Origin of the sequence: Micromonospora sp. HM5-17 (assembly GCF_003762835.1) — a bacterium.
Taxonomy (GTDB): domain Bacteria; phylum Actinomycetota; class Actinomycetes; order Mycobacteriales; family Micromonosporaceae; genus Plantactinospora.
In genome coordinates this window covers 926,396-953,152 of the sequence record NZ_RJWA01000002.1, presented here as the reverse complement: position 1 = coordinate 953,152, position 26,757 = coordinate 926,396, and the positions used below count along the sequence as shown (strand labels likewise).

Annotated in this window: 21 protein-coding genes and 2 pseudogenes; 3 read left to right on the top strand and 20 right to left on the bottom strand. The window is 72.2% G+C overall.

Going from position 1 to position 26,757, the window contains the following annotated elements:
* Positions 1 to 199: 199 nt before the first annotated feature.
* The 10 genes and pseudogenes from EF879_RS09260 to EF879_RS09215 all read right to left on the bottom strand — a co-directional run bounded on the left by EF879_RS09260 (position 200) and on the right by EF879_RS09215 (position 12,117).
* The gene (locus EF879_RS09260; protein ID WP_370375462.1) at positions 200 to 2,680 is read right to left on the bottom strand and encodes a bifunctional (p)ppGpp synthetase/guanosine-3',5'-bis(diphosphate) 3'-pyrophosphohydrolase; all 2,481 of its coding nucleotides are present in this window, start codon (positions 2,678 to 2,680) and stop codon (positions 200 to 202) included.
* A 245-nt stretch (positions 2,681 to 2,925) separates the two neighbouring features.
* Positions 2,926 to 3,489 carry an adenine phosphoribosyltransferase gene (locus EF879_RS09255; RefSeq protein WP_123556698.1) on the bottom strand — a complete coding sequence of 188 codons (564 nt, stop codon included), beginning with the start codon at positions 3,487 to 3,489 and terminating at the stop codon, positions 2,926 to 2,928.
* A gap of 130 nt (positions 3,490 to 3,619) precedes the next feature.
* The gene (gene secF / locus EF879_RS09250) at positions 3,620 to 4,834 is read right to left on the bottom strand and encodes a protein translocase subunit SecF (protein ID WP_123556696.1); all 1,215 of its coding nucleotides are present in this window, start codon (positions 4,832 to 4,834) and stop codon (positions 3,620 to 3,622) included.
* A gap of 1 nt (position 4,835) precedes the next feature.
* Positions 4,836 to 6,776, bottom strand: a complete 1,941-nt coding sequence (gene secD, locus EF879_RS09245; RefSeq protein ID WP_123556694.1) for a protein translocase subunit SecD — start codon at positions 6,774 to 6,776, stop codon at positions 4,836 to 4,838.
* Between the two features lie 153 nt (positions 6,777 to 6,929).
* Complete coding sequence (yajC, locus tag EF879_RS09240) at positions 6,930 to 7,223, bottom strand: preprotein translocase subunit YajC (RefSeq protein ID WP_199736293.1); 294 nt, start codon at positions 7,221 to 7,223, stop codon at positions 6,930 to 6,932.
* Between the two features lie 178 nt (positions 7,224 to 7,401).
* Complete coding sequence (gene ruvB, locus EF879_RS09235) at positions 7,402 to 8,472, bottom strand: Holliday junction branch migration DNA helicase RuvB (RefSeq protein WP_123556690.1); 1,071 nt, start codon at positions 8,470 to 8,472, stop codon at positions 7,402 to 7,404.
* Positions 8,473 to 8,538: 66 nt separating this feature from the next.
* Positions 8,539 to 9,141 carry a Holliday junction branch migration protein RuvA gene (gene ruvA, locus EF879_RS09230; RefSeq protein WP_123556688.1) on the bottom strand — a complete coding sequence of 201 codons (603 nt, stop codon included), beginning with the start codon at positions 9,139 to 9,141 and terminating at the stop codon, positions 8,539 to 8,541.
* Positions 9,142 to 9,242: 101 nt separating this feature from the next.
* Positions 9,243 to 9,764 (bottom strand): annotated as a pseudogene (gene ruvC, locus EF879_RS09225) (crossover junction endodeoxyribonuclease RuvC); the annotation flags it as partial.
* Positions 9,765 to 9,920: 156 nt separating this feature from the next.
* Complete coding sequence (locus EF879_RS09220; RefSeq protein ID WP_370375461.1) at positions 9,921 to 10,526, bottom strand: TetR/AcrR family transcriptional regulator; 606 nt, start codon at positions 10,524 to 10,526, stop codon at positions 9,921 to 9,923.
* Between the two features lie 22 nt (positions 10,527 to 10,548).
* Positions 10,549 to 12,117: an MFS transporter gene (locus EF879_RS09215; protein WP_123556683.1), complete on the bottom strand. Its 1,569-nt coding sequence runs from the start codon at positions 12,115 to 12,117 to the stop codon at positions 10,549 to 10,551.
* A 404-nt stretch (positions 12,118 to 12,521) separates the two neighbouring features.
* Between EF879_RS09215 and EF879_RS09210 the strand changes: the two genes are divergently transcribed.
* On the top strand, positions 12,522 to 12,755 hold the full coding sequence (locus tag EF879_RS09210) for a hypothetical protein (RefSeq protein WP_123556681.1): 234 nt from the start codon (positions 12,522 to 12,524) through the stop codon (positions 12,753 to 12,755).
* A 136-nt stretch (positions 12,756 to 12,891) separates the two neighbouring features.
* Here the strand turns inward: EF879_RS09210 and EF879_RS09205 are convergent, their stop codons facing one another.
* A complete protein-coding gene (locus EF879_RS09205) occupies positions 12,892 to 13,956 on the bottom strand; it encodes a trans-acting enoyl reductase family protein (protein ID WP_123556679.1) in 1,065 nt (354 codons plus the stop codon).
* 175 nt (positions 13,957 to 14,131) lie between these two features.
* Here EF879_RS09205 and EF879_RS09200 point away from each other — a divergent pair, with 175 nt between their 5' ends.
* Positions 14,132 to 15,109: an AraC family transcriptional regulator gene (locus EF879_RS09200; RefSeq protein ID WP_123556677.1), complete on the top strand. Its 978-nt coding sequence runs from the start codon at positions 14,132 to 14,134 to the stop codon at positions 15,107 to 15,109.
* Here the strand turns inward: EF879_RS09200 and EF879_RS09195 are convergent.
* From EF879_RS09195 to pgsA, 7 genes and pseudogenes are all read right to left on the bottom strand, one after another.
* A complete protein-coding gene (locus tag EF879_RS09195; protein WP_123556675.1) occupies positions 15,061 to 15,810 on the bottom strand; it encodes a YebC/PmpR family DNA-binding transcriptional regulator in 750 nt (249 codons plus the stop codon). The genes EF879_RS09200 and EF879_RS09195 overlap by 49 nt on opposite strands.
* Positions 15,811 to 16,086: 276 nt before the next feature.
* Positions 16,087 to 16,689, bottom strand: a complete 603-nt coding sequence (gene pdxT / locus EF879_RS09190) for a pyridoxal 5'-phosphate synthase glutaminase subunit PdxT (RefSeq protein WP_123556673.1) — start codon at positions 16,687 to 16,689, stop codon at positions 16,087 to 16,089.
* Positions 16,690 to 16,692: 3 nt separating this feature from the next.
* The gene (pdxS, locus tag EF879_RS09185) at positions 16,693 to 17,571 is read right to left on the bottom strand and encodes a pyridoxal 5'-phosphate synthase lyase subunit PdxS (RefSeq protein WP_123556988.1); all 879 of its coding nucleotides are present in this window, start codon (positions 17,569 to 17,571) and stop codon (positions 16,693 to 16,695) included.
* 286 nt (positions 17,572 to 17,857) lie between these two features.
* Positions 17,858 to 18,361, bottom strand: coding sequence for a hypothetical protein (locus tag EF879_RS09180; protein ID WP_123556671.1), 504 nt, complete (start codon positions 18,359 to 18,361; stop codon positions 17,858 to 17,860).
* A 136-nt stretch (positions 18,362 to 18,497) separates the two neighbouring features.
* A complete protein-coding gene (locus EF879_RS09175; protein WP_123556669.1) occupies positions 18,498 to 19,658 on the bottom strand; it encodes a glycosyltransferase family 4 protein in 1,161 nt (386 codons plus the stop codon).
* A gap of 132 nt (positions 19,659 to 19,790) precedes the next feature.
* Positions 19,791 to 20,678: pseudogene (locus EF879_RS09170) on the bottom strand (phosphatidylinositol mannoside acyltransferase); the annotation flags it as partial.
* A 58-nt stretch (positions 20,679 to 20,736) separates the two neighbouring features.
* On the bottom strand, positions 20,737 to 21,366 hold the full coding sequence (gene pgsA, locus EF879_RS09165; RefSeq protein ID WP_123556666.1) for a phosphatidylinositol phosphate synthase: 630 nt from the start codon (positions 21,364 to 21,366) through the stop codon (positions 20,737 to 20,739).
* A 252-nt stretch (positions 21,367 to 21,618) separates the two neighbouring features.
* Here pgsA and EF879_RS09160 point away from each other — a divergent pair, with 252 nt between their 5' ends.
* Positions 21,619 to 23,781 (top strand): elongation factor G-like protein EF-G2, encoded by a 2,163-nt coding sequence (locus EF879_RS09160; protein ID WP_123556664.1) that lies wholly within the window; start codon positions 21,619 to 21,621, stop codon positions 23,779 to 23,781.
* Between the two features lie 58 nt (positions 23,782 to 23,839).
* Here EF879_RS09160 and EF879_RS09155 read toward each other — a convergent pair whose 3' ends face one another.
* Entirely contained in the window at positions 23,840 to 24,391 is a 552-nt protein-coding gene (locus EF879_RS09155; protein ID WP_370375460.1) for an HIT domain-containing protein, read from the bottom strand.
* Positions 24,392 to 24,674: 283 nt separating this feature from the next.
* Positions 24,675 to 26,723: a threonine--tRNA ligase gene (thrS, locus tag EF879_RS09150; RefSeq protein ID WP_123556661.1), complete on the bottom strand. Its 2,049-nt coding sequence runs from the start codon at positions 26,721 to 26,723 to the stop codon at positions 24,675 to 24,677.
* Positions 26,724 to 26,757: the final 34 nt, after the last annotated feature.

Sequence of the window (26,757 nt, the reverse complement as noted above, 5' to 3'; positions counted from 1 at the left end):
GGCAGCTCGGCACGAGCGTCCGTCGCGTCGCGACGGACGCTCGTCGTTTGTGGGCGGAGTTTGTGGGCGGACGGAGGCCTGGCCCGGGGTCGCCACAGCGGCGGGATGACGGCATCGCTCGTTCCGCCCCGCCCGGAAGGCGGCCGGTCTCCCGGGCCGGTGCCGGGCCGGGTGGTCCGGCCGTACGCCGCCGGCCCGGTCAGGCCCCGGAGGTGACCCGGTACGCGTCGAAAACGCCGTCGACCTTACGGACCGCGGCGAGCAGGTGCCCGAGGTGCTTCGGGTCGGCCATCTCGAAGCTGAACCGGCTCACCGCCACCCGGTCCCGGGTGGTGGTGACGGTCGCCGAGAGGATGTTGACCCGCTCGTCGGAGAGGACCCGGGTGACGTCGGCCAACAGCTTGTGCCGGTCGAGCGCCTCCACCTGGATCGAGACCAGGAAGGTTGAGGCCGAGGTGAGCCGCCAGCTCACCTCGACGATGCGCTCGCTCTGCACCCGCAGGTTCTCCGCGTTCGCGCAGTCGTCCCGGTGCACGCTCACCCCGCCGGAGCGGGTCACGAAGCCGAAGACCGAGTCGGGCGGGACCGGGGTGCAACACCGGGCGAGCTTGATCCAGACGTCGCTGACCCCCCGGACCACCACACCCGGATCACCGCCGGTGCCGGTACGGCGCGGCGGACGGGTGGCGACGGCGGTCTCGGCGAGGTCCTCGGCCGCGCCCTCCTCGCCGCCGTACCCCGCCATCAGCTTCTGCACCACGGACTGCGCCGAGACCTGACTGTCGCCGACCGCCGCGTAGAGCGAGGCGACGTCGGCCAGGTGCAGGTCCCGGGCGATCGTCATCAGGTTGTCGTGCGTGAGCATCCGCTGCAACGGCATGCCCTGCTTGCGCATCGCCTTGACGATCGCGTCCTTGCCGGCCTCGATCGCCTCCTCGCGGCGCTCCTTGTTGAAGTACTGCCGGATCTTCGTCCGGGCCCGCGGGCTCTTGACGAAGCCCAGCCAGTCCTGGCTCGGCCCGGCGGTGTCGGACTTCGAGGTGAAGATCTCGATGACGTCGCCGTTGGAGAGCGTCGACTCCAGCGGTACCAGCTTGCCGTTCACCCGGGCGCCGATGCACTTGTGCCCCACCTCGGTGTGTACGGCGTAGGCGAAGTCCACCGGCGTGGAGCCGGTCGGCAACGGGATCACGTCCCCCTTCGGGGTGAAGACGTAGACCTCCTGGCTGGAGAGGTCGAACCGGAGCGCGTCCAGGAACTCACTCGGGTCCGCCGCCTCCCGCTGCCAGTCCAGCAGCTGCCGCAGCCACGTCATCTCGTCGATGTGGGCCGGCGGGCCGACGACCGTCTCGCCCTTCTTCTCCTTGTACTTCCAGTGCGCGGCGATGCCGAACTCCGCCGTACGGTGCATCGCGTACGTGCGGATCTGCATCTCCACCGGCTTGCCCGTCGGGCCGATCACCGTGGTGTGCAGCGACTGGTACATGTTGAACTTCGGCATTGCGATGTAGTCCTTGAACCGGCCCGGCACCGGCTGCCAGTTCGCGTGGATCACCCCGAGTGCCGCATAGCAGTCGCGCACCGTGTCGACCAGGATCCGGACCCCGACCAGGTCGTAGATGTCGTTGAAGTCCCGGCCCCGGACGATCATCTTCTGGTAGATCGAGTAGAGGTGCTTCGGCCGGCCGGTGACCTCCGCCTTGATCTTGGCTGCCCGAAGGTCGACCTGGACCTTCTGCGTCACCTGCCGCAGCAGCGCCTCACGCTGCGGCTGGTGCTCGCCGATCAGCCGGTTGATCTCCTCGTACCGCTTGGGGAAGAGGTTGGCGAAGGCCAGGTCCTCCAACTCCCACTTGATCGTGTTCATCCCCAGCCGGTGTGCCAGCGGGGCGAGGATCTCCAGGGTCTCCTTGGCCTTCTGCTCCCGCTTCGCCAGGGGAAGGAAGGTCAGCGTACGCATGTTGTGCAGCCGGTCGGCCAGCTTGATCACCAGGACCCGGGGATCCTTGGCCATCGCGACGACCATCTTGCGGATGGTCTCGGCCTTGGCCGCGTCGCCGAGCTTCACCTTGTCGAGCTTGGTGACACCGTCGACCAGCAGGGCGACCTCGGCGCCGAACTCGGCACGCATCTGGTCCAGGGTGTAGTCGGTGTCCTCGATGGTGTCGTGCAGCAGGGCCGCGACCAGGGTGGTGGTGTCCATCCCCAGGTTGGCCAGGATGGTGGCGACCGCCAGCGGGTGCGTGATGTACGGGTCACCGGACTTGCGGTACTGCCCGGAGTGCCACCGGGCGGCCGTGTCGAAGGCGCGCTGGAGCAGCCGGGCGTCGGCCTTGGGGTGGGACGCCCGGTGGGTCGCGATCAGCGGCTCCAACACCTCGCTGACCTGCGGTGTCTGCCAGGGCGCGTTGAACCGGGCGAGCCGGGCGCGGACCCGTCGGCCGGTGGGGGCGTTGGCCAGGGCGAAGCCGGACGTGGATGCGGACCCGGTGCCGCCCGGGCCGCCGGAGCGGCCGCCCACGGCCGCCGGGCCGGGCCTGCTCGCCGTCGGACCGGCCGGGGCAGGGCTGACCGGGGCCGCACCCTGCCCGACAGCGGTACCGCCGACACCGTTGGCACCACCGGCCCCGGGCGACACGGCGCCGGGCGCCGGCGTCACGTTACCGTCCGCGCTGGTCACGGCGTTGGTAGGACCATCAGCCTGGTTGCTGGGACGCACCGTACCCTCCGCCGGAGGGGCGACATCGTGGGACACCGGCCTCCTCACCACCTCGCCGGGAATGAGCCGACCGTAGCCGGTCGGTCCCGTCCCGCGCCAGCCGGACGCAGGCATGGCGTCCGACCACGAACGAAAATCGTACCCGGCTCACCGGCCCGGCGACCGTCCTCCGGACGTACGGGCCGGTCGAGGCGGGCAGGGACGGATCAAACGGTCAGGAGGGCGTGAACCGGCTGTGGTGCCAGTCGCTCCCGTCCCTTCAGGAAGCCGAGCTCCAGCAGAACGGTGAAGCCCGCGACCGTGCCGCCGGCCCGCTCGACCAGCTCGAGCGTGGCCTTGGCCGTCCCGCCGGTCGCGAGGACGTCGTCGACCACCAGCACCCGGTGCCCGGCGGTGAAGGCGTCCTGGTGCACCTCGAGCGTCGCCTCGCCGTACTCCAGGGCGTAGGAGGCAGCGTAGGCGGCTCGGGGCAGCTTGCCGGCCTTGCGCACCGGCACCACGCCGACCCCGGCCGCGTACGCGATCGCGGCCGCCACCACGAAGCCACGGGCCTCGATTCCGACGACCACGTCGAACGAGTCCCGACCGTGGTGGTCGACGATCTCGTCGACCACCGCCCGGAACGCCGCCCCGTCGGCGAAGAGCGGCATGAGGTCCTTGAAGACGATGCCCGGTTTGGGGAAGTCGGGTACGTCCAGCACCCGGCTGGCCACCAACTGCGCGGTCAGCGGGCCGCTGTCACCACGTACCTCGGTGGGCGTCTCCGTCACGGTGTGTCCTTTCGAACGGAGGCGTCCGCCGGTCAACCCGGCGGACGCCTCGATCTCCGTTCATCGCCTGTCTCCCCGGCGAGGGCCCGCCGGGTGTGGTGCGGCGTGAAACGCCGTCGCCCTGGGTGGCTCAGCGACGCTTGCCGCCGGGCCGGTTTCCACCGGAACGACCGCCACGCGAGCCCGAACGCTTGCCTCCGGCTGGCCGGGCCCCCACCTTGGGCGCCGCACCCGCGAGCGCGGCGCGTTCCGCGTCGGCCGAGGCGGTGGCCTCCTCCGCCTGCTCGGTGGACGAGTCGGCGGAGGCGCCCGGCCGGGGCTGACCGGGCCGTCGCTGCGCCGCCCCGTCGCGGCCTCCGGTCGCCCGGCGGGCGATGACGCGCTGGGTGTGCGACTTGATCCTCGGCTCCTGCTCCTTGAGCGTCACCAGCAGCGGCGTCGCCAGGAAGATCGACGAGAAGAACGCCGCGGCCATACCGACAAAGAGCACCAGACCAAGGTCCTTCAGGGTGCCGGCACCGAGGAGGCCCGCGCCGATGAAGAGCAGACCGCCGACGGGCAGCAACGCGACGACCGAGGTGTTGATCGACCGCATCAGGGTCTGGTTCAGGGCCAGGTTGGCCGCCTCGGCGTACGTCTGGGTGGTGCCCGCGGTGATGCCCCGGGTGTTCTCCTGGATCTTGTCGAAGACCACGACCGTGTCGTACAGGGCGAAACCGAGGATGGTCAGGAAGCCGACGATGGTCGAGGGGGTGACCTCGAACCCGGTCGCCGAGTAGACCCCCGCGGTGAGCACCAGGTTGAGCGCCAGACCCATGATGGCGGCGATCGCCATCCGCAGCTCGAAGCGGATCACGAGGTACGCGGTGACCAGCGCCACGAAGATCAGCAAACCGATCAGGGCCCGCTCGGTGACCTGGCTACCCCAGGCGGCGCTGACCCGGTTGTCACTGACCTCGTCAACCTGGATGCCCAGCTCCTGGGCGATCTCGCCCCGGACCTTGTCGGCCTGCTCCTGGTCGAGCGGGGTCGTCCGGAACAGGTACGTCGCGTCGCCGACCCGCTGGCTCGACACCACCTCGGCCGGGCCGTCCGGCGTCGACTCGTCGGCGAGGGCGGCTTGCAGCGCATCCTCGGCCCGCTGCATGGTGCCGACGCTGGTCGGCACCTGGAACTCGTTGCCGCCCTTGAACTCGATCCCCAGACTGAAGCCCTGGAGAACGACGCTCAGCACCGCCAGCAGCACCAGGCCGCCGGAGATGGCGAACCAGAGCCGGCGCTTGGGGACGATCTCGAGACCGGCTTCACCGCGGTACAGGCGGCTGGCAAGACCACTCCGGCTCATCTCAGGCCTCCTTCACGCGCGGCTTGCCGGGCTGCGGCTCGTCGTCCCGCTGTATCGCGCGGCCGAGCCCGCTGACCCGCGGTGACAGGAACGCCGGGGTACGCGCGAACAGCGTCATGATCGGGTGCCGGAACAGGAAGACGACGACCAGGTCGAGGATGGTGGCCAGGCCGAGTGCGAAGGCGAAGCCCTGCACCGTGCCGACCGAGACGAGGTAGAGCACCACTGCCGCCATGATCGAGATGGCGTTCGCCGAGATGATGGTCCGGCGGGCCCGTGCCCAGGCCCGGGGTACCGCGCTGCGCGGGCTCCGACCCTCCCGGATCTCGTCCTTCAGGCGTTCGAAGTAGATGACGAAGGAGTCGGCGGCGACACCGAGCGAGACGATGAAGCCGGCGATTCCGGCGAGGGTCAGGGTGAAGCCGATCTGCCGACCGAGCACCACCAGCGCGCCGAAGACCAGCAGGCCGGAGAGGAGCAGGCTCAGGAAGATCACCGAACCGAGCAGGCGGTAGTAGAAGAACGCGTAGATGACCACCAGCAGCATGCCGATCCCGGCGGCGAGGAGACCGGCCCGCAGGTGCTCGGTGCCGAGGGTGGCGGTGATGTTCTGCGCCTCCTGCGGCTTGAAGGTCAACGGCAGGGCGCCGTAGCGGAGCTGGCTGGCCAGCTCGTTGGCGGAGGCGGCGGTGAAGTTACCGCTGATCTGCGAGTTGCCGGTGAGGACACCCTGGATCTCCGGCGCGGAGATGACGTCGTTGTCCAAGACCACGGCCACCTTGCACCGGCCCTCGTTGCCGAGCGCCGCCTGGTCGCAGGCCCCACCCTCGTTGTTGTAGGCCTCCCGGGTCAGGGCGGTCCACTTCTTCTGCCCGTCACCGGTGAACTCCAGGCTGACCACCCACTGGCTGGTGCTCTGGTCGAGCACGCCGTCGGCGTCGGCGACGTCGGTACCGAGGACCTTGGCGACGTCGAGGAAATGCTTCACCTGGCCGAGCTCGCACGCCACGGCCTGCTGCTTCTCGTCCTTGATCGAACCGGGCGGACGCTGGTCGAGCTTCTCGCAGGTGATGGTGGGGACGTTGTACTGGATGTTCGGGGGCAGGACCGCGATCTCCTCCGGCGTCAGGTCCGCGAACGGCTTGAGCTTCTCGGCGAGCGCCGCGTCGGTGCTGAAGTCCGCCGGGGCCTGGAGCCCGTTCGCCGCCGACCACGCCTCGGCGCCGACCTTCCGCTCCACCGCGGCCCGCTGCTCCTCGAGGGTCTGGTTGGCCGGATCCACGACCGGGCTGGCGGACGGGGTCGGCGCCGGGCTCCCCGACGTGCTCGGGGTCGGGGTGGCGGACGCACTCGGGGTCGGCGTCGGGGACGCCGGCGCGCCGCCGCCCTGGCCGCCGGAACTCGGCGACGCGGTGGCAGCCGCACTGCTCGGGCTACCGGACGGCGGGGCACCCGCCGACGGTGAGGCACTGGCCCCGGGAGACGGGCTGGCGGACGGGGTGGCGGAGGCCCCCGGTGTCGGGGAGCTGGTCGGGCCGCCACCGTCGGTGGACTTGAGCACCTTGCGGAAGCGCAGCTCGGCCGGGGTGCCGATACCGCTGAGGTCGGCGTTCGTCCCGGGAACCGAGATCACGATGTTCCGGTTGCCGTCGGTGACCACTTCGGCCTCGGCGACGCCTCGGCTGTCGACCCGGGCCTGGATGATCTCCCGTGCCCGCTCCAGCGCCTCGGCCGACGGCGCCTGGCCGCTGGCCATTGTGACCGCCTCCAGGGTCTGCCGAGTCCCGCCGACGAGGTCCAAGCCGAGCTTCGGCTGGAGCCGGTCCGTCCAGCTGCCCTTGGCATCTGCCCCGAAGAACACCAGAAGGTAGAGGACGGTGAAGATCAACCCGAGTACGGCGAGCTGCCGCCCGGGCCGCATCTGTCCCTGAGGTGGTGCCACGTTGTCCTGTCTCCCTGCGCCGTTCGGCCGCTGGTTGTCCGCGGCGAGTCGGTCGCCGGCCCGTCCGGCGACGCGTGGACCGCACCGGTGACTCCCACCGGCACGGCAATCAAGTATCTTCGATCTGGGTGCCGACCCCTCGTCCGGGTCCGGTCACTCCTTGGCTTCGACCTCGTCCGGGACCTGCTCGATCCGCTCCGCCTTCTTGACGACCCGGGCGATCGCCGGCCGCGCGTACCGGGTCTGCACCCCCGGCGCCACCTCCAGCATCACGGTCTCGTCATCGACGGTGGTAACCGTGCCGTAGAGGCCACCGATGGTGACCACCTCGTCTCCCGGGCCGAGCGAGGACTGCATCTGCTCCGCCTCACGACGCCGCTTCTGCTGCGGCCGGATCATCATGAAGTACATGACGCCGAAGAGCAGGACGATCATGAGGATCGGCATCAGGCTGCCGGCCCCGCCGCTGTTCTCTGCTGCCACAGGCACTGTCTATGCCCTTCCCATCGGCCTCGTCGCGACATGGGAATGCCGGAGCGGAGGCAGGATCTCACGTCCTGTCAAACCGCGGCGAGTCTAGTCCCTGTGCCTGAGAACACCGAATGCGGCACGGATCACGTTCGGATCACGGCTCGGCGGACCCGGCGGAGAACAGGTCGGGCGTGGAGGACGCACCGGGGACAAATGTACCATTCGGCGGCGTACGCCCCAAGTGGCGCCATCCGGCCTCGGTCGCGACCCGGCCCCGCGGGGTCCGGGCGAGCAGCCCGGCCCGAACCAGGAACGGCTCGCAGACCTCCTCCACGGTGTCCGGCTGTTCCCCCACCGCCACCGCCAGCGTGGAGAGCCCCACCGGCCCGCCCCGGAACGAGTCGACCAGCGCGGTCAGCACCGCCCGGTCGAGCCGGTCGAGCCCCAGTTCGTCGACGTCGTACACGGCCAGGGCGGCCCGGGCGACCTCGCGGGTGACCGTGCCGTCGGCCCGGACCTCGGCGAAGTCCCGGACCCGGCGGAGCAGCCGGTTGGCGATCCGCGGGGTCCCCCGGGAGCGACGCGCGATCTCGGCCGAGCCGTCCGGGGTGATCGGCACGCCGAGAATCCGTGCCGACCGTTGCAGCAGCAGGTCCAGCTCCTCGGGCGTGTAGAAGTCGAGGTGCGCCACGAACCCGAACCGGTCCCGCATCGGCCCGGTCAGCAGCCCCGACCGGGTGGTCGCCCCGACCAGGGTGAACGGCTCCACGTCCAGCGGGATCGCGGTGGCCCCCGGACCCTTGCCCACCACCACGTCGACCCGGAAGTCCTCCATCGCGCTGTAGAGCAGCTCCTCGGCCGGCTTGGCCATCCGGTGGATCTCGTCGATGAAGAGGACGTCCCCCTCGGTGAGGCTGGTCAGGATGGCCGCGAGGTCGCCGGAGCGCTCGATGGCCGGACCGCTGGTGACCCGGATCCCGGCCCCCAGTTCCGCGGCGACGATGTTGGCCAGGGTGGTCTTGCCGAGCCCGGGCGGCCCCGACAGCAGGATGTGGTCGGGCGGGGTGCCCCGCCCCATCGCGCCGCGCAGCAACAGCTCGAGCTGGTCGCGCACCCGGTGCTGGGCGATGAAGTCGGCCAGCCGCTTCGGCCGGACGCTGATCTCCGCGTCCCGCTCGGCGTCGCTGGCATACGCCGAGACGAGGCCCTCGCTCCGCTCGGTCACGCTGTCTCCCTGCTCCTCGCGGTCATCTCGTCCGGCTCGTCGCGGTCATCGGGTCGCGGCCCGCCGTCATCGGGTCTTGCCGAGCAACCGGATGGCCTGCTTCAACAGCGTCGGGACCGGGGGGATCTCGCCGTCGAGGGTCTCCGCGACCGCCGCGACCGCCTGATCGGCCTGGGCGGCGGTCCAGCCGAGCCCGACCAGCGCCTGCCGTACCTGCTCCGTCCAGGCGCCGGCGGTGACCCCGGCCGCCCCGTCCGGGCCCACCGGGACCGGTCCGATCCGGTCCCGCAGCTCCAGGACCAGCCGCTCGGCCCCCTTCTTGCCGATCCCGGGGACCCGGGTCAGGGTCGCCGTGTCGCCGTTGGCGATCGCCTTACGTACCACGTCCGGGCTGTGCACCGCCAGCACCGCCTGGGCCAACCGTGGCCCGACCCCGCTCGCGGTCTGCAACAGGTCGAAGAGCTGCTTCTCGTCGTCGTCGGCGAAGCCGTACAGGGTGAGCGAGTCCTCCCGGACGACCAGACTGGTGGCCAGCCGGGCGGACGCGCCGATCCGGAGCCCGGCGAGGGTGCCCGGCGTGCAGTGCACCGCGAGGCCCACCCCGCCGACCTCGATCACCGCGCTGTCCGAGGACAACCCGGCGACCACTCCCTGCACACTCGCGATCATGCCGCTCCCTCCTGCCGTCCCGGCCCCGGCCGGCGCCGGCCCGCACCGGTCGCCCCCCGACCCCGGGCATTCTGCTCGGTCGGGCCCACCCACCGTGCCCCTCCCCCGCCGGGCCGGGCCGCGTCGGCCGCCGCCGAGAGTTTCGCCCGGGTGCCACCCCGCCAGACGTGGCAGATGGCCAGCGCCAGCGCGTCGGCCGCGTCGGCCGGCCGGGGCGGAGCATCCAGCCGCAGCAACCGGGTGACCATGGCCGTCATCTGCGCCTTGTCGGCCTGGCCCGAGCCGGTCACCGCCGCCTTCACCTCGCTCGGGGTGTACGTCTGCACCGGCAGCCCGGCCCGCGCGCCGGCCAGCACGGCCACCGCGCTCGCCTGGGCGGTCCCCATCACCGTCCGGACGTTGTGCTGGCTGAACACACGTTCCACGGCGACGCTCTCCGGCTGGTGCTCGGCAACCAGCCGGGTCAGCGTGGTGTCGAGGTGCAGCAGCCGCAACGGCAGCTCGTCCTCGGGGTCGGTGTAGACGACGTAGTAGGCGACCAGGGTGCAGGGCCGCCCCGGCACCCCCTCGACCACACCCACCCCGCACCGGGTCAGTCCCGGGTCGACGCCGAGCACCCGCACGCCGCCCCCCTCCCGCAACGCGTACACGTGTTCGACACACCCTATCGGCCGACGGTGACGCTCCCGATCGCGACACGCCCGGGGCGTCCCTGGCCACCACACCGGCACGGGGCGCCGGCGACAAGCCGGATCACGGTCGGCCGGCGGACACCCGGGTCAGCGGGCGGCGATGCCGGCGATGACCAGGTCGACGAGGCGGGTCGGCAGGTCGTGCTCGTCGAGGTCGGGGTTGGCGCACAGCAGCCGCTGCACGACCAGCGGGGCCGTCAGCAGCGACACGGCGAGTTCGATGTCGAGGTCGGCTCGGATCTCCCCGAGCGCGATACCCCGGCGCAGCACCTCCCGGAGCCTCTGCCGCCTCGGCTCGACGATGTCCTGATAGAGCTGGTACCACCGCTCCGGGCTGCGCTTGATCAGGGGCAGGATGCAGGGCACGATCCGGTCGACCCGGGCGTCGGGGTTGTGCCCCCCCGAGCAGCTGACCAGGGCGATCAGGTCCTCGCGGACCGAGCGGCCGAGCGGTTCGGGCGGCGGCGGCTTCAGCTGGCACAGCGCGTCGTGGAGCAGTGTCTCCTTGCCGGACCACCGCCGGTAGATGGTCGCCTTGCCGACCCCGGCACGGCCGGCTATCGCCTCGATCGAGAGCGCCTCGATGCTGTTGCCCTCGGCGAGCAGGTCGAGCGTGGCCTCAAGGATCGCCTTGTCCGCGTGGATGCTCCGCGGGCGCCCTGGCGCCCGCGGAGCATCCGTCGTGTCGGTCATGGAGACCATTGTTTCCCGGCTGTTACGCGGCGGCCAACTCGGGATCCGCCGCCGGCTCCGGCGGCTGCACCTGCTCACCCGCCGAGCGGCCGGGCAGCCAGCGCAGCACCACGAGGACGCCGAGCGCGACGATGGCCGTCGAGAGCCCCGCCGCCCAGTGCATGGCGGTGACGAACGCGTCGTTCGCGGCACCGATCACCGACGAGCCGGCCGGGCCAAGCCGCTCGGCGACGGCGTACGCCGCGGAGATCGACTCCCGTGCGGCGTCCCGGGCCGGGCCGGGCAGCGGCCGGGCCGCGGCGGCGATCTGGTCACGGTAGACCGCGGAGAGGACGGAGCCGAGCACCGCGACGCCGAGCGCGCTGGCCACCTGACGGATCGTGTTGCCCACCGCCGAGCCCACCCCGGCCTTCTCCCGGGGCAGCGACGACATGATCGACTCGGTCGCCGGCGGCAGGACGTGCGCCATCCCGACGCCCTGGAGGAAGAAGATCAGCTCGATGAACCAGATCGGCGTCCGGGTACCGGCGGTGGCGAACAGGCCGAACGCCACCACGGTCAGCGCCAGGCCGACCGCCGCCACCGCCTTACTGCCGTACCGCTTGACCATGGTCGCGCTCCGCGGCGCGAACACCAGCTGGGCCCCGGCGTACGGCAACATCAGCAGGCCGGTCTCCAGCGGGGTGTAGCCCCGGACGAGCTGGAGGTAGAAGGCGGAGAAGAACATCACGCCCATGCCGGCGAAGAAGACCAGACCGATCACCGCGACCGGCGCGGCGAACCGGGGCACCCGGAACAGCCGGACGTCCAGGGACGGAGAATCGAGCCGCCGCTCGTAGAGGACGAACCCGGTCAGCACCACCAGCCCGCTGACGATGGCCACCCAGACGACGGGCCGGCCGAAGCCGTGCTCGCCGCCGTCGATGATCCCGTACGAGAGGGCGACCAGGCCGATCACCGAGAGCAGGACGCCGAGGACGTCGATCCGCCCCGGCTTCGGGTCACGCGAGTTCGGCACCAGCACCGCGGCGCTGATCATCCCGACCGCCACGATCGGAACATTGATCAGGAAGACCGAGCCCCACCAGTAGTGCTCGAGCAGCAGACCACCGAGGACCGGGCCGATCGCCACGGCGAGCCCGACGGCGCCGGCCCAGATCCCGATGGCCCGGCCCCGCTCCCGGGGGTCGAAGACGTTGGAAATGATCGAGAGCGTCACCGGCATCACGGCCGCGGCGCCGAATCCCATCAGGGCGCGGGCCCCGATCAGCTGTCCGGGATTCTGCGCGTACGCCGACAGCAGTGACGCCAACCCGAAGACCGCCAGGCCGCCCTGCAGGAACCACTTGCGGCCGTACCGGTCGCCGAGTACGCCGAAGGTGAAGAGCAACCCGGCGAAGACCAGCGTGTACGAGTTGATGGACCACTCCAGTTCGCCCTGGCTGGCGCCGAGGCCGTGCACCGGGTCGGCGAGGGTACGCAACGCCACGTTCAGCACGGTGTTGTCCAGCACCACGACCAGGAGGCTGACGACGAGGACGCCGAGAATCGCCCAGCGCCTCGGGTGTCCGGTGTTGTCGGTTGACTGCATGCTGTGGTTTCCCCCCGATGTCCGCATCCGGGCCGGGTCGGGCCCGCGGGAGAGCTTGCTGACGCACCGACGATAGTGACGAGAAAACCGAAACGGAAACGTCTCGTATCGTATTGTGAAGCGGCTCACCCGGGGCCGCGAGCGGGAATAATCCGGGCGACATCAATCAGCAGAGCTGCAGGCGTCGGCGCCACCGTGGCCGGCGCCCCGGGACGGTCGGCTCGGCGCGGGAACCCGGCGCCGGTGGGCCGATGTCGTGCCGCCCCGGCCCCTCTCCTCGTTACCCCGAACGAGTGGTGGCACGTTCGACGACTGTGGGACAGCCCTTCCGCCCCGGCCCCCGTACGGCAGACTGGTCCCCAGCCCCTCCCCGCGTGCGCCGAAGCGTAAGGGTAGGAAGGCTGATGATGATTCGCGGCTCCACACCGCCCGGGCACGCGGCGGTGCGTCCGCAGTGGAGCTGTAGCTGCGGCCAACGCTGCTGGCCCTGTCCGACGGCCCGGACGATCCTGCTGCTCACCACCGACCGGCTCAGCCTGGCCCGGTCGGCGACCACCTGGGTGTACGACGCCGCCCGGGAGCTACCCGACGTCACCCCCGCCGAGCTCTTCGACCGGTTCGTCGGCTGGACCCGCTGACCCCGGTCGCGGCCGACGACACCGGCCGGGTGACCCGTCACCGCGGAACCACCCGGTCGCGGCGCCGGTCGGCGCCGTCCTCACACCCATCAGCGGAACCACCCGGCCCGCGTCGGTCGACGCCGCACCGCACCCGTCAGCGTCGCGCCGGCACGGTGTCGGGGACAGAGATGTGCCACCTGATGCCGTGGCCGGTGAGGAAGTCGAGGAAGTCAATCGGGTCGTACGCCTGGGCGGGGGCGAGCACACCTGGCGCGGCGCCGTCCGCCACGAGTCGGCGGGCGGCCTCGACGGCGATGACCGCGGTGGTGCCGTAGGTGTCCGATCCCTCGATGACGCCACGAACGCATCGGCCGTCGACGCCGACCCCGTCGATGAGGTAGGTGAACCGCTGCGTTCGGCGGGCCTCCTCGGCGGGGCCGTGGGGCAGGCTCTCGATGACCTCCGGAGCAAGCGGGGTACGCAGCCGCGCGCCGAGCGCGGCGTCGACGAGGCCCTCGACGCGCCGGACCTGGACGTGCCGCGGGATGGTGACCACCTCGGACAGGGGGAACGCCACCATCTCCGTCGGTCGCGAGGCGCCGGGAAACGTGACCGACGCGTGCCGGGGCGGGATGCCGAGGTGCCAGGCACCATCGACGTAGCTGAGTCCACCCGCGGTGATGGCGTCGATCGATGCGACGACCGAGCGCAACGATCCGCGGGATGGCCCGCCACCGCCGACGATGACGTGGCTGACGGCGATGTCCGCGAGCGGCTGGACCCGCCGGGCGAGCAGGTGGGCGAGTAGGTCGCCGGGGAGGCAGGCGTCGTTCGTGGCGGGCACGACGGTGACCCCGGCCCGTTCCGCCTCGGCACCGACGGTGTCGAAGACCGATGCGATGAAGAGCTGCTCGCCAGCGGTATCGACGTAGTGGCAGCCGGCGGCGATGGCCGCCCGGACCACGGCGTGCCCGGAGAGCGTGAACGGTCCGGCGCAGTTGATGACGACGTCGCAGTCGCGGAACGCCGCAACGAGGGCGTCGTGCTCCCCGGTGTCGGCCGTCCGCCGGGCGGCGTCGGGGATGCCGACCGCGGCCGCGGCCGCGCGCAGGCGCGCGGCGTTGCGGCCGACGAGCACGGCGTCGAGGTCACGACGGACCAACTCCGCCAGGACCAGCCGCCCCTGATAGCCGTTGGCACCGTACACGGCGATCGTCACGTGGGAACTCCTTCGTGCCGCGATGAGCATGGGCGAACGGGAGGACCGGTCAGGCCGCCCGTGACCACACCGTACGGCGACGAGGAAAGACTCCCAATGCGTCAGCGTCTTCGATTCATACGCAGGCGTCTTCGCCGGCGGGTACGGCGTTCCTCTGGCTGCGTACGATCGATGCGTGGACGTCCTCTCTGACGCGGTGACCGTCATGCGTACCGGCCAACCGCACTCCGCCCGGGTGCGCTGGTCGGCGCCGTTCGGGCGTCGGCTTCCCTCGGTTGACGGGGCCGGGTTCCACGTCGTCCTGCAGGGCTCGTGCTGGCTGATCCCACCGGACGGCGCGCCCGTCGCCCTCGGGGTGGGAGATGTGGCGTTCCTGCCCCGTGGAAGCGCCCACGGTGTGGCGGACAGCCCGGCGACCCCGCTGGTCGACCGCGCCGCCCCCTCGCCTGCGGTCACACCCGACCGCGACGACGGGCCACCCGCCGATCAGCACCCGGCCGCCGAGGACCCGGCCGCGGTGACGGTCATGCTGTGCGGCGCGTACCTGCTGGACCGATCCCGGGTGCACCCCCTGCTCGCCGACCTGCCGGAGGTCATCCACCTGCCGGCCCGGGTCGGACACCGCTCCGCGCTACGGGCCGCCATTGACCTGCTCGGCAGCGAACTGGAGCAGCCGCGGCCGGGCGGTGACGCCATGCTGCCCGCCCTACTGGACGTGCTCCTCCTGCAGATCCTGCGTGCCTGGCTCGACGACCAGGCGGCCGGCGGCGCCGCGAGCGGGTGGGCGGCGGCCCTGCGCGACCCCGCCGTCGCGGCGGCGCTGCAGGCCATCCACGAAGATCCCGGCCGACCGTGGACCGTGCAGGAGCTGGCGATCCAGGCCGGGCTGTCCCGCGCCGCCTTCGCCCGGCGGTTCACCACACTCGTCGGCCAGCCACCGCTGGCGTACCTCACCTGGTGGCGGATGACCCTCGCCGCCCGGCGCCTGCGGGACAGCGACGCGCCCCTGGCCGCCGTCGCCCGGGAGGTCGGCTACACCTCCGAGTTCGCCTTCGCCCACGCGTTCAAACGCGAGTACGGACTAGCCCCCGGTCGGTACCGGCGTCAGCCGACGGCAGCCATGATCTCGTCGGAGACGTCGAAGTTGCTGTAGACGTTCTGCACGTCGTCCAGGTCCTCGAGGGCTTCGATCAGCTTGAAGACCTTCCGGGCCCCGTCCTCGTCCAGCGGCACGGTGACGCTGGGGACCAGCGAGGACTCGGCCGACTCGTACTCGATGCCGGCATTCTGCAGCGCGGTCCGGACGGCGACCAGGTCACCCGGCGCGCAGATGACCTCGAACGCCGTGCCGAGGTTGTTGACCTCCTCGGCCCCGGCATCCAGGACGGCGACCAGCAGGTCATCCTCAGAGAGACCTCCCTCGGGGACGATCACCACGCCCTTGCGGGAGAAGAGGTACGACACGGATCCGGCGTCGGCCAGCGAACCGCCGTTCCGGGTCAGGGCGGTCCGCACCTCGGTCGCCGCCCGGTTGCGGTTGTCAGTCAGGCACTCGATCAACAGCGCGACCCCGCCCGGGGCGTACCCCTCGTACATCACGGTCTGCCAGTCGGCGCCGCCGGCCTCCAGCCCGGAACCGCGCTTCACCGCGCGTTCGATGTTGTCGTTGGGGACCGAGTTCTTTCTCGCCTTCTGGATGGCGTCGTAGAGCGTCGGGTTGCCGGCCGGGTCGCCGCCGCCGGTGCGCGCCGCCACCTCGATGTTCTTGATAAGCTTCGCGAACATCTTGCCGCGCTTGGCGTCGATGACCGCCTTCTTGTGCTTCGTCGTCGCCCACTTTGAGTGGCCGGACATACCCTGAACCTCCGTTACTCGCCGCCGTCCGCGTCGACTGCACCGCGCGTCATCTGGACGATAAGCCGCCGGACCGGCGTCCAATCCTACCGACGCCGTCCCAGCCGTTCATCCCCGGCAGGTCCGATCGCGCGGGTCGCGGCGAACGTCCGGAACCGCCGGCCGTGGCCGGTAGCGTCAGCCCCGCCGCGGCCGACGGTGCCGAGCCGCCCACGGCCGGCGGCGCGCGCGGGCCGCTCGCGGGCGATGGTCCGCGGGCCGCCGGCGGCGGGGTGGTCAGGCCCGCCGCACCAGCTCCACGAAGTAGCGGTGCATCCGGCGGTCCCCGGTCAGCTCGGGATGGAAGGCGGTGGCGACGGCGTTGCCCTGCCGGACGGCGACGATCCGGCCGGCGGCCGGACCGGCGGCGACCCGGCCCAGCACCTCCACCCCGTCGGCGACCCGCTCGACCCAGGGCGCCCGGATGAAGACGCCGTGGACCGGCCCGCCGGGAATGGCGGCGATGGGCACCGGCGCCTCGAAGGAGTCGACCTGCCGCCCGAACGCGTTGCGCCGCACGGTCATCTCGATCCCGCCGAAGCTCTGCTGGTCGGGCCGACCGTCCAGCACCTCGGTCGCCAGCATGATCATCCCTGCGCAGGACCCGTAGACCGGCATCCCCCCGCCGATCCGCTTACGGATCGGCTCCAGCAGGTCGTACGCCTCGGCGAGCTTGCTGATGGTGGTCGACTCGCCGCCGGGGATCACCAGTCCGTCGACCCGCTCCAGCTCCTCCGGCCGGCGGACCGGGTGCGCCGAGGCCCCCGCCGCCACCAGCGCGGCCACGTGCTCCCGGACGTCACCCTGCAGCGCGAGGACCCCGACCGTCACCTCCGCCAAGGCTCACCAGCCCCGTTCCGCCAGCCGGTGCGGCACCGGAATGTCGTCGACGTTGATCCCGACCATCGCCTCGCCGAGCCCGCGCGACACCTTGGCCAGCACGTCCGGGTCGTCGTAGAAGGTGGTCGCCTTGACGATCGCGGCGGCCCGCTTGGCCGGGTCGCCGGACTTGAAGATCCCCGAGCCGACGAAGACGCCCTCGGCGCCGAGCTGCATCATCATCGCCGCGTCCGCCGGGGTGGCGATGCCGCCCGCGGTGAAGAGCACCACCGGCAGCTTGCCGGTCTCGGCGACCTCCTTGACCAGCTCGTACGGCGCCTGCAGCTCCTTGGCCGCGACGTACAGCTCGTCGGGCGGCAGGGAGGTGAGCCGCTTGATCTCCGCCCGGATCCTCCGCATGTGGGTGGTGGCGTTGGAGACGTCCCCGGTCCCCGCCTCACCCTTCGAGCGGATCATGGCCGCCCCCTCGGTGATCCGCCGCAGCGCCTCGCCGAGGTTGGTGGCCCCACAGACGAACGGCACGGTGAAGGCCCACTTGTCGATGTGGTTGGCGTAGTCGGCCGGGGTCAGCACCTCGGACTCGTCGATGTAGTCGACGCCGAGCGCCTGCAGGATCTGGGCCTCCACGAAGTGGCCGATCCGGGCCTTGGCCATCACCGGGATGGAGACCGCGTTGATGATCCCCTCGATCAGGTCTGGGTCGCTCATCCGGGCCACCCCGCCCTGGGCACGGATGTCCGCCGGGACCCGTTCCAGCGCCATCACCGCGACCGCACCGGCGTCCTCGGCGATCTTCGCCTGCTCCGGGGTGACGACGTCCATGATCACGCCGCCCTTGAGCATCTCGGCCATGCCGCGCTTCACCCGGGCGGTGCCGACCACCGGTGCGGCGGTCTGCTCCCGAACCTCGGCCGACGGGTCGGAACCGGACTGGACGGTGGATTCGGACACGGCGTTCTCGCTCCTCGACACGTGCGGTGGCTGAAATCCGGTTTTGATGCTACGCGGGATGCAACGCCAGGCCGACAGCCAATCACACCCCCCGTGGCCTGCCCTGTGGCCCGGCTCACCGCCGCCGGCACCACCTTCTTCTGGGCCGCCAACGCCACCGTCTCCCCGCCACGGGCGCCACCCCGTCCCCGCCGGCGGGCCGCGGATCGGGCGACCGTCAGCCGACCGAGAGCCCGGGACGGGTGTTCAGGGTCGGGTCGTCGATGTCGAAGTACCGGGGCGCCTCATGCTTGCGGGCCATACGCAGCAGCCGTACCAGGGGTCGGCGCCGCAGCGAGAGCGCGTCACGGACCAGGTCGGTGTGCACCTGCCGGGCCAGGGCGAGCCGGCGGCTGGCCGCGATCACCGCCTCCGCCGCCGGGTGGTCCGGATCCAGCGGGGTCCGCCGCAGCTGCCGGGTGAGGTCGTTCTCCGCCGCCTCCCGCTCGTCGCCCTCGGCGTCCAGCGCGATCCGGGCGGCCGCGTACAGCTCGACCGAGTACCGATCCTCGGCCAGCACGGCCGCGGCGGCGGCGCGGCGGAGCAGGTGCGCGTCGAGCGCCCGGGCGGCCGACCCGACCCGGGCGTGCAGGCGGTCGACCCGGGCCGCCGTCCAGGTCAGGTAGACCGATACCAGGACAACCGCGGCGACGAGGCCGACCACCCACCACATGCCCGGCATCGTAGTGCGGACAGCTTCGAATGCCCGGTACGCCACCGGCGGCGAGGCGTACGCCGCGGCCCCGGCACCGGTGGGTCCGCCGGCCACAGACCCAGGACGCCGGCCCCGGGCCACGCGGTCCCCGCCGTCAGCCGGGTCAGGTCGGCCCGATCCACTCCTCGTCCAGCACCCGGCCGTCGGTGGCCTCGATCGCCGTGGCGTAGACCTCCAGCACCCGTCGGGCGATCGTCGGCCAGTCGAAGGCCTCGACCACCTCCCGGGCGCGGGCCGACAGCGCCGCGCGGCGGGCCGGGTCGTCGAGCAGCGCGTCGAGGGTGTGGCGGAGCGCCACCGCGTCACCGGTGGGAAAGAGTTCGCCGGCCCGGCCGCCGTCCAGCACCCGGCGGAACGCGTCCAGGTCGCTGGCGACGACCGTCGCCCCGGCGGCCATCGCCTCGGTGAGGATCATGCCGAAGGACTCGCCGCCGGTGTTCGGCGCCACATAGACGTCGACGCTACGCAGCATCCGCGCCTTCTCCTCCTCGGTCACCCGGCCGAGGAAGGTGATCTGCTCCCGCAGTTCCGGCGGCACACCCTCGTGCACGTCGGCCAGGTCACCCGGCCCGGCCACCAGCAGTCGCAGCCCCGGGCGGTGCGGCGCGAGCGCCACGAACGCGTCCCGCAGCACCGCGAACCCCTTGCGCGGCTCGGTGAACCGGCCGAGGAAGCCGAGCGTGCCGCCCCGCCCCGGCCCACAGGGTCCCGGCCAGCCCGGAAGGGGCTCCGCGTCGGCGAACTTCGCCACCGCCACCCCGTTGGGGATCTCCACCGCACCGCCGCCGAGGTGCTCGACCTGCACCTTCCGGGCCAGGGCGCTCACCGCGATCCGGGCGGTGATCCGCTCCAGCACGAGCTGCAGGACCCCCTGCGCCACTGCGAGGGCGCGGGACCGGGTCATCGCCGTGTGGAAGGTCGCCACCACCGGCCCCCGGGCGGAGAGCACGGCGAGCAGCGAGAGACTCAGCGCCAACGGCTCGTGCACGTGCAGCACGTCGAACCGCCCCCGGGCCAGCCAGCGCCGGACCCGGGCGGTGGAGACCGGGCCAAAGGTGATCCGGGCGACCGAACCGTTGTACGGCAACGGCACGGACCGCCCGGCGGGCACGACGTACGGCGGCAGCTCCGCGTCGTCGTCCGCGGGCGCCAGCACGCTCACCTCGTGGCCGAGACCGATCAGCGCCTCGGCAAGGTCCATCACGTGGTTCTGCACCCCGCCGGGCACGTCGAGCGAGTACGGACAGACGATGCCGATCCGCACTGCTCCCCCCTCCCCTCAGGCTGGCCCGGCCGTGGTCGCCGGATCCACCGGTGGCTCCGAAGCGCGACGCGCCTCCGCCGACCGCTCCGGCGCCCCGGCCGAGGAGGCCGGCGTCCGGACCGGTGGGGCGACGGTCGACGGCTCGTCGATCCAGACCCGCTGCAGCATGTGCCAGTCTTCCGGGTGCGCGGCGATACCGGCGGCCAGCTCGTCCGCGATCCGCTGGGTCAGGATCCGGACCCGGGCGTCGAGCGGCCCGCTCTCCGGCGCCGGCACCTCCAGCGGACCCACCAGCCGCCCCCGCGGCCCGTCCGGTTCGTACCACATGTTCGCGACGTAGAGCGGCGCGCCGGTACGGAGGGCGAGCACGGCCGGCCCGGCCGGGATCCGGGCCCGCCCGTCGAAGAAGCGCACCTCCACGCCCCGGGCGGAGAGGTCGCGGTCGGCGAGCAGCGGAACGAGGTAGCCCTGGCCGAGGAAGTCGGTCAGGGCGTCGAGGGGAGGCCGCTCACCGCCGTGGGTCGGAAGGATCTCCATGCCGAGCCGCCGCCGGAACGCGACGAAGCGCTCGTACACCCCCTCCGGCTTGAGCCGCTCCATCACGGTGGCGATCGGCCACCCCATCGCGGCGACCCACGCGCCGGCGGCGTCCCAGTTCCCGGCGTGCGGCAGCGCCACCACCGCGCCCCGGCCGCGCGCCATCGCCGCCGCCAACTCCTCGGTGCCGTCGAGCCGGAAGAAGTCGCGCATCCGCGCCCGGTCCAGCGACGACAGCCGGAACACCTCCAGCCAGTACCGCGCGTACGACCGCATCGCCCGGCGGACCAGCCGCTCGAACTCGACCTCGGGCAGGTCCGGGCCGACCACCCGACGCAGGTTGGCGGCGAGCCGGGTGGTCCCCCGCCCCCGCCTGCGGTAGGCACGGTCGGCGGCGGCCTGGAACGCCGCCGCGGCGAGCGGCCGCGGCAGGACCCGCACCAGGCGCCAGCCCGCCAGGTAGGCCACCTCGATCGGCGTCACCGGGGCGCCCGCCGCCGATCAGTCCGCCGACCCGCCGGGGCCGTCGACCCGTCCGCCGTCACGCGTCCACGCCCAACTCGGCCCGCTGCGCCTGCCGGTAGACGTGCGCCATCCGCTGCCCGACCGTGAAGAGCGAGACCGCGGCGAGCAGCCAGAGGGCGGTGATCAGCGCCCAGTCGAGGCCCAGACCGGTGAGGAGCGCGCCGACCCCCACGATCAGCAACCGCTCGGTCCGTTCGGCGACCCCGACGTTGCAGGTCATCCCGAGCCCCTCGGCCCGGGCCTTGACGTACGAGACCAGCCCGCCGGCGACGAGGCAGGTCAGGGCGGCAGCAACGCCGAGGTGGTCGCCCTGGGTAGCCAGCCAGTACGCGACCGCCCCGAAGACTGCACCGTCGGAGGCCCGGTCCATGCTCGAGTCGAGGAACGCCCCGAACCTGCTGGACCCACCCCGCAACCGGGCCATCGTCCCGTCGAGCATGTCGGTCAGGGCGAAGAAGGCCACCACCAGCGCTCCGGCCACCAGGTGACCCCGGGCGCCGAGCACGATCGACCCGACCAGCACGCCGAGCGTGCCGGTGACGGTGACGACGTTGGGCGTCACCCCGACCCGCAGCAGGGCCCGGGCGATCGGTTCGACGACCCGGGCCATCCCGGCCCGGGCGGACACTTGGAAGATCTTCGCCATCGCGGTCCCACCATAACGGGCGGCGTACGGAGGCGGTACGCCCGGTGGCGCATAGTTCGCCTCGCGGGCTTGTGTCACGTCTGGTACGGGGTGTGAGATCGGAGCAGGGGGCGTGACGTCGCTCACTGTCTCAACCGGCACGTCCCCGGTGCACGGCAGACCACCCGAGGATATCGCCGCGGAGTCGCCAGGGCAGCTTCCCCGTCGCACGCGGCGGTCGCCACCAACTACCGGCTGAGGGAGGTGCGCCCGATGGCGCAGAAGAGTCAGGAGAAGGGGGTCACCGGCCCGGCGCCGGTGGTGGACGAGCCCGGCAGGGTACGCAACGTGGTGCTGGTCGGCCACTCCGGGGCCGGGAAGACGACCCTGGTCGAGGCGCTGCTCGCCGCGACCGGCACGATCCCCCGTCCCGGGTCGGTACTCGACGGCACCACGATCTGCGACCACGATCCCGCGGCCGTACGGCAGCAGCGCTCGATCAACCTCTGCTGTGCGCCGCTGGTCCACGGCGACGTGAAGGTCAACCTCCTGGACACTCCCGGGTACGCCGACTTCGTCGGCGAGCTGCGCGCCGGGCTGCGGGCGGCGGACGCCGCGCTCTTCGTGGTCTCGGCGGTCGACGGGATGGACGGTGCCACCGCCGCGCTGTGGCAGGAGTGCGCCGCGGTGGGGATGCCCCGGGCGGTCGCCGTCACCCGGCTCGACCACCCGCGGGCCGACCTGGACGAGACGGTGGCGCTCTGCCAGCGGGTCTTCGGCGACAACGTCCTCCCGCTCTACCTGCCGATGCTCGACGACGACGGCGTCCAGGTGGTCGGGCTGATGGGCCTGATCACCCGCCGGGTCTTCGACTACTCCGCCGGGCTGCCACCGGTGGTGCGCGACCCCGATCCCGAGCACCTTCCGGCGATCGCCGACGCCCGCAACGAGCTGATCGAGGGAATCATCGCGGAGAGCGAGGACGAGACCCTGCTGGACCGCTACCTGGCCGGCGAGGAGATCGAGCCCGAGGTGCTGATCGACGACCTGGAGACCGCCGTCGCCCGCGGGCACTTCTATCCGGTGGTGCCGGTCTGCGCCGAGACCGGGCTCGGGGTGGACCGGCTGCTCGAGGTGCTGACCTCGGCGTTCCCGACCCCGCTGGAGCACGACCTGCCGGCGGTCACCGGGGTCGACGGCTCGCCGCGCCCGCCGCTGACCTGCGACCCCGACGGCCCGCTGGTCGCCGAGGTCGTCAAGACCACGATCGACCGGCACGTCGGTCGGGTCTCCCTGGTCCGGGTCTTCTCCGGTACGCTCCGCCCCGACCAGGTCGTCCACGTCTCCGGGCACGGCATGGCGGAACGCGGCCACCCCGACCACGACGCCGACGAACGGATCGCCCACGTCTACAGCCCGCTCGGCGCCGCGCTGCGCGAGGTGCCGTACTGCGTGGCCGGCGACATCTGCGCGATCACCAAGTCGGGTACCGCGGAGACCGGGGACACCCTCTCCGGTCGGGACAATCCGCTGCTGATCTCCCCCTGGGAGATGCCGGAGCCGCTGCTGCCGGTCGCGGTCGCGGCGAAGAGCCGGGCCGACGAGGACGCCCTGGCAAAGAACCTGGCCCGGCTGGTCGCCGGCGACCCGACGATGCGGCTGGAGCGCAACCCGGAGACCCACCAGTTGGTGCTCTGGTGCATGGGTGAGGCGCACGCCGAGGTGGTGCTGGAGCGGCTGCGCAGCGGCGGGGTCGACCTGGAGACCGAACCGGTCCGGGTGGCGCTGCGCGAGACGTTCGCGGTGGCGTCCAAGGGACACGGCCGGCACGTGAAGCAGTCCGGTGGGCACGGCCAGTACGCCATCTGCGACATCGAGGTGGAGCCGCTGCCCCGGGGCGCCGGCTTCGAGTTCGCCGAACGGGTCGTCGGCGGCGCGGTGCCGCACAACTACATCCCGTCGGTGGAGAAGGGCGTCCGGGCCCAGATGGAGCGCGGCATCATCGCCGGCTACCCGGTGGTCGACATCCGGGTGACCCTTGTCGACGGGAAGGCGCACAGCGTGGACTCCTCCGACGCGGCGTTCCAGACCGCCGGTTCGCTGGCGCTGCGGGACGCGGCCGACAAAGGCCAGGTGATCCTGCTGGAACCGGTCGACGAGGTGGTCATCCGGGTGCCGGACAGCGCCGTCGGCGCGGTGATGAGCGACCTCTCCGGGCGCCGCGGCCGGGTGCTGGGCAGCGAACCGGATCCGGCCGGGACCGACCACACGGTGGTCCGGGCCGAGGTGCCGGCCACCGAACTGCTCCGGTACGCCGTCGAGCTGCGGTCGATGACCTCCGGCGGCGGCACGTTCCGGCGCTCGTTCGCCCGGTACGAGCCGATGCCGACGCACCTGGCGGACCAGATCCGCACCGCGCACGGCACCGGCCGGTGAGCCCCCCGACCGGGGAATTCGACCGGTGGGCGCCGCTGTTCGCCCGCCCTCGCGGGGGTCACCCGCGTGCCGGCCAGGCGGCGGCGAGCAGGGCTCGGGTGTCGGCCAGCAGCTGCGGCAACACCTTGGTCCGGGCGATCACCGGCATGAAGTTGGCGTCGCCGCCCCACCGCGGCACCACGTGCTGGTGCAGGTGGGCGGCGATCCCGGCGCCGGCCACCCCGCCCTGGTTCATCCCGAGGTTGAAGCCGTGGGCCCGGCTGACCTGACGGATCACCCGCATCGCCGTCTGGGTGCAGGCGGCCAGCTCCGCCGTCTCGGCCTCGTCCAGCTCGGTGTAGTCGGCGACGTGCCGGTACGGGCAGATCAGCAGGTGGCCCGGGTTGTACGGGTAGAGGTTGAGCACCACGAAAACCAGGTCGCCCCGGTGCACCACCAGGTTGTCGTCGCCCTCCCGCTCGGGTGCGAGGCAGAACGGACAGCCGGTCGGCTTCTCGTGCCCCGCGCCCGGGCGGTCCTCCCCCGCGATGTACGTCATCCGGTGCGGAGTCCAGAGCCGCTCGAGTCCGTCCGGTGTGCCGATCTCCGCGTGGGGGGCCGCGCCTGTCACGCCGACGATCCTACGACCGCCGCCGACCGCCGCCGTACCCGCCGGGGTGGTGCGGGCCGGACCGGCGCCCGGAACCGACGGGGGACGGATAGGGCCGGGCGGGCACGGACGAGGTCGGACGGGGCACGGGTCGGGCCGGCGACCCGCGGCGCGGTCCCGCCTGACCGCCCCACGTGGGTCACCCCGGCCGCACCCCCGGGCCCCGCCGCCCGCGCACCACCGTCACGTCGTGGTGCCACAGGACCGGGCACCCACGTTCGGCTCCGCCGCGTCGGGGCGCCGGTCACGCCGGCTCGGCGGCTCCCGGCCCCGCGCTCGGCCCGGAGTTGGTCCGCGAGCGCACCACCTCGACCACGTGCGCGACCGCCTCGGCGAACGGCACACCGTTGCGCTGCGACCCGTCCCGGTACCGGAAGGAGATCGCGCCCGCCTCCACGTCCGCGTCCCCGGCGAGCGCCATGAAAGGGATCTTCTGCTGCTGGGCGGTACGGATCTTCTTCTGCATCCGGTCGTCGGAGGTGTCGACCTCGGCGCGGATTCCCTCGGCGCGCAGCGCCGCGACGAAGGACTCCAGGTGCGTGGTGTGCTCCTCGCGGATCGGGATCCCGACCACCTGAACCGGTGCCAGCCAGGCCGGGAAGGCCCCGGCGTAGTGCTCGGTGAGGACGCCGAGGAACCGCTCGATCGAGCCGAACTTCGCCGAGTGGATCATGACCGGCCGCTGTCGCGAGCCGTCCGGCGCCTGGTACTCCAGGCCGAACCGGGCCGGCTGGTTGAAGTCGTACTGGATCGTCGACATCTGCCAGGTACGACCGATGGCGTCCCGGGCCTGGACCGAGATCTTGGGTCCGTAGTACGCCGCCCCACCCGGGTCCGGTACCAGCTCCAGCCCGGTCTCCCGGGCCACCCGCTCCAGCACCTCGGTCGCGGTCTCCCACTCCTCGTCCGAGCCGATGAACTTGTCCGACCGTGGATCCCGGGTGGAGAGCTCGATGTAGAAGTCCTCCAGGCCGAAGTCGCGCAGCAGGCCGAGGATGAAGGTGAGCAGGTGGCGGATCTCGTCGGGGGCCTGCTCCGGGGTGACGTAGGAGTGCGAGTCGTCCTGGGCGAAGCCCCGCACCCGGGTCAGGCCGTGCACCACGCCGGACTTCTCGTACCGGTAGACCGAGCCGAACTCGAACAGCCGCAGCGGCAGCTCACGGTACGAACGTCCCCGCGACTTGTAGATCAGGTTGTGCATCGGGCAGTTCATCGCCTTGAGGTAGTAGGCGCTGCCCTCCAGCTCCATCGGCGGGAACATCGTCTCGGCGTAGTACGGCAGGTGGCCCGAGGTCTCGAAGAGCCCCTGCTTCGATACGTGCGGGGTGCCGACGTACTGGAAGCCCTCCTCGATGTGGCGCCGGCGAACGTAGTCCTCCATCTCCCGCTTGATCACCCCGCCCTTGGGGTGGAAGACGGGCAGGCCGGAGCCGAGCTCGTCGGGGAAGCTGAACAGGTCGAGGTCGCGGCCGAGCTTGCGGTGGTCGCGCCGGGCCGCCTCCTCCAGCAGCCTCAGGTACGCCTTGAGCGCGTCCCGGGTCGGCCAGGCGGTGCCGTACACCCGCTGGAGCTGGGGGTTGCGCTCGTTGCCCCGCCAGTACGCGGCGGCGGACCGCATCAGCTTGAACGCGCCGATCAGCCGGGTGTTCGGCAGGTGCGGCCCCCGGCACAGGTCCGACCAGCAGACCTTGCCGGTCTCGGCGTCGAGGTTGTCGTAGATGGTGAGCTCGCCGGCGCCGACCTCCATCACCTCGTCGGCGTCCAGTCCGGCGCCGCCGCCATCCACGCCCGCGCCCTTGATCTCGATCAGCTCGAGCTTGAACGGCTCGTCCGCCAGCTCGCGGCGGGCCTCCTCCAGGCTCTCGAAACGCCGCCGCCGGAACCGCTGACCCGACCTGATGATCTCCTGCATCCGCTTTTCCAGCGTGGCGAGGTCCTCGGGCTGGAAGGGCCGGTCGACGGCGAAGTCGTAGTAGAAGCCGTTCTCGATCGGCGGACCGATGCCGAGCTTGGCCTCGGGGAAGACGTCCTGGACCGCCTGGGCGAGGACGTGCGCGGTCGAGTGCCGGAGCACGTTCAGCCCGTCCGGGGAGTCGAGCCGGACCGGCTCGACCGGGGTGTCGACCTCCGGCACCCAGTCCAGGTCCCGTAGCTGCCCCTCGGGGTCGCGGACCACCACGATCGCGCCCGGGCCGGTGGCCGGCAAGCCGGCGGCGGCCACCGCGTCGGCCGCCGTGGTCCCGGCCGGGACGACGACGGGGTCGGCCACAGCGGGGGTACGGGGTTCGGACACGCTGGCTCCTTCGGTCTCGCGACGAACGACGTTC

What these genes read in the sequence shown, in the direction of transcription:
- EF879_RS09180 (WP_123556671.1), bottom strand. Translation starts at nt 18,361, where the DNA reads ATGCCGGGCATGTGGTGGGTGGTCGGCCTCGTCGCCGCGGTTGTCCTG.
- pgsA (WP_123556666.1), bottom strand. Translation starts at nt 21,366, where the DNA reads ATGGCGAAGATCTTCCAAGTGTCCGCCCGGGCCGGGATGGCCCGGGTC.
- yajC (WP_199736293.1), bottom strand. Translation starts at nt 7,223, where the DNA reads ATGCCGATCCTCATGATCGTCCTGCTCTTCGGCGTCATGTACTTCATG.
- ruvA (WP_123556688.1), bottom strand. Translation starts at nt 9,141, where the DNA reads ATGATCGCGAGTGTGCAGGGAGTGGTCGCCGGGTTGTCCTCGGACAGC.
- EF879_RS09215 (WP_123556683.1), bottom strand. Translation starts at nt 12,117, where the DNA reads ATGCAGTCAACCGACAACACCGGACACCCGAGGCGCTGGGCGATTCTC.
- EF879_RS09195 (WP_123556675.1), bottom strand. Translation starts at nt 15,810, where the DNA reads ATGTCCGGCCACTCAAAGTGGGCGACGACGAAGCACAAGAAGGCGGTC.
- EF879_RS09220 (WP_370375461.1), bottom strand. Translation starts at nt 10,526, where the DNA reads ATGACCGACACGACGGATGCTCCGCGGGCGCCAGGGCGCCCGCGGAGC.
- secF (WP_123556696.1), bottom strand. Translation starts at nt 4,834, where the DNA reads ATGAGCCGGAGTGGTCTTGCCAGCCGCCTGTACCGCGGTGAAGCCGGT.
- EF879_RS09160 (WP_123556664.1), top strand. Translation starts at nt 21,619, where the DNA reads ATGGCGCAGAAGAGTCAGGAGAAGGGGGTCACCGGCCCGGCGCCGGTG.
- EF879_RS09210 (WP_123556681.1), top strand. Translation starts at nt 12,522, where the DNA reads ATGATGATTCGCGGCTCCACACCGCCCGGGCACGCGGCGGTGCGTCCG.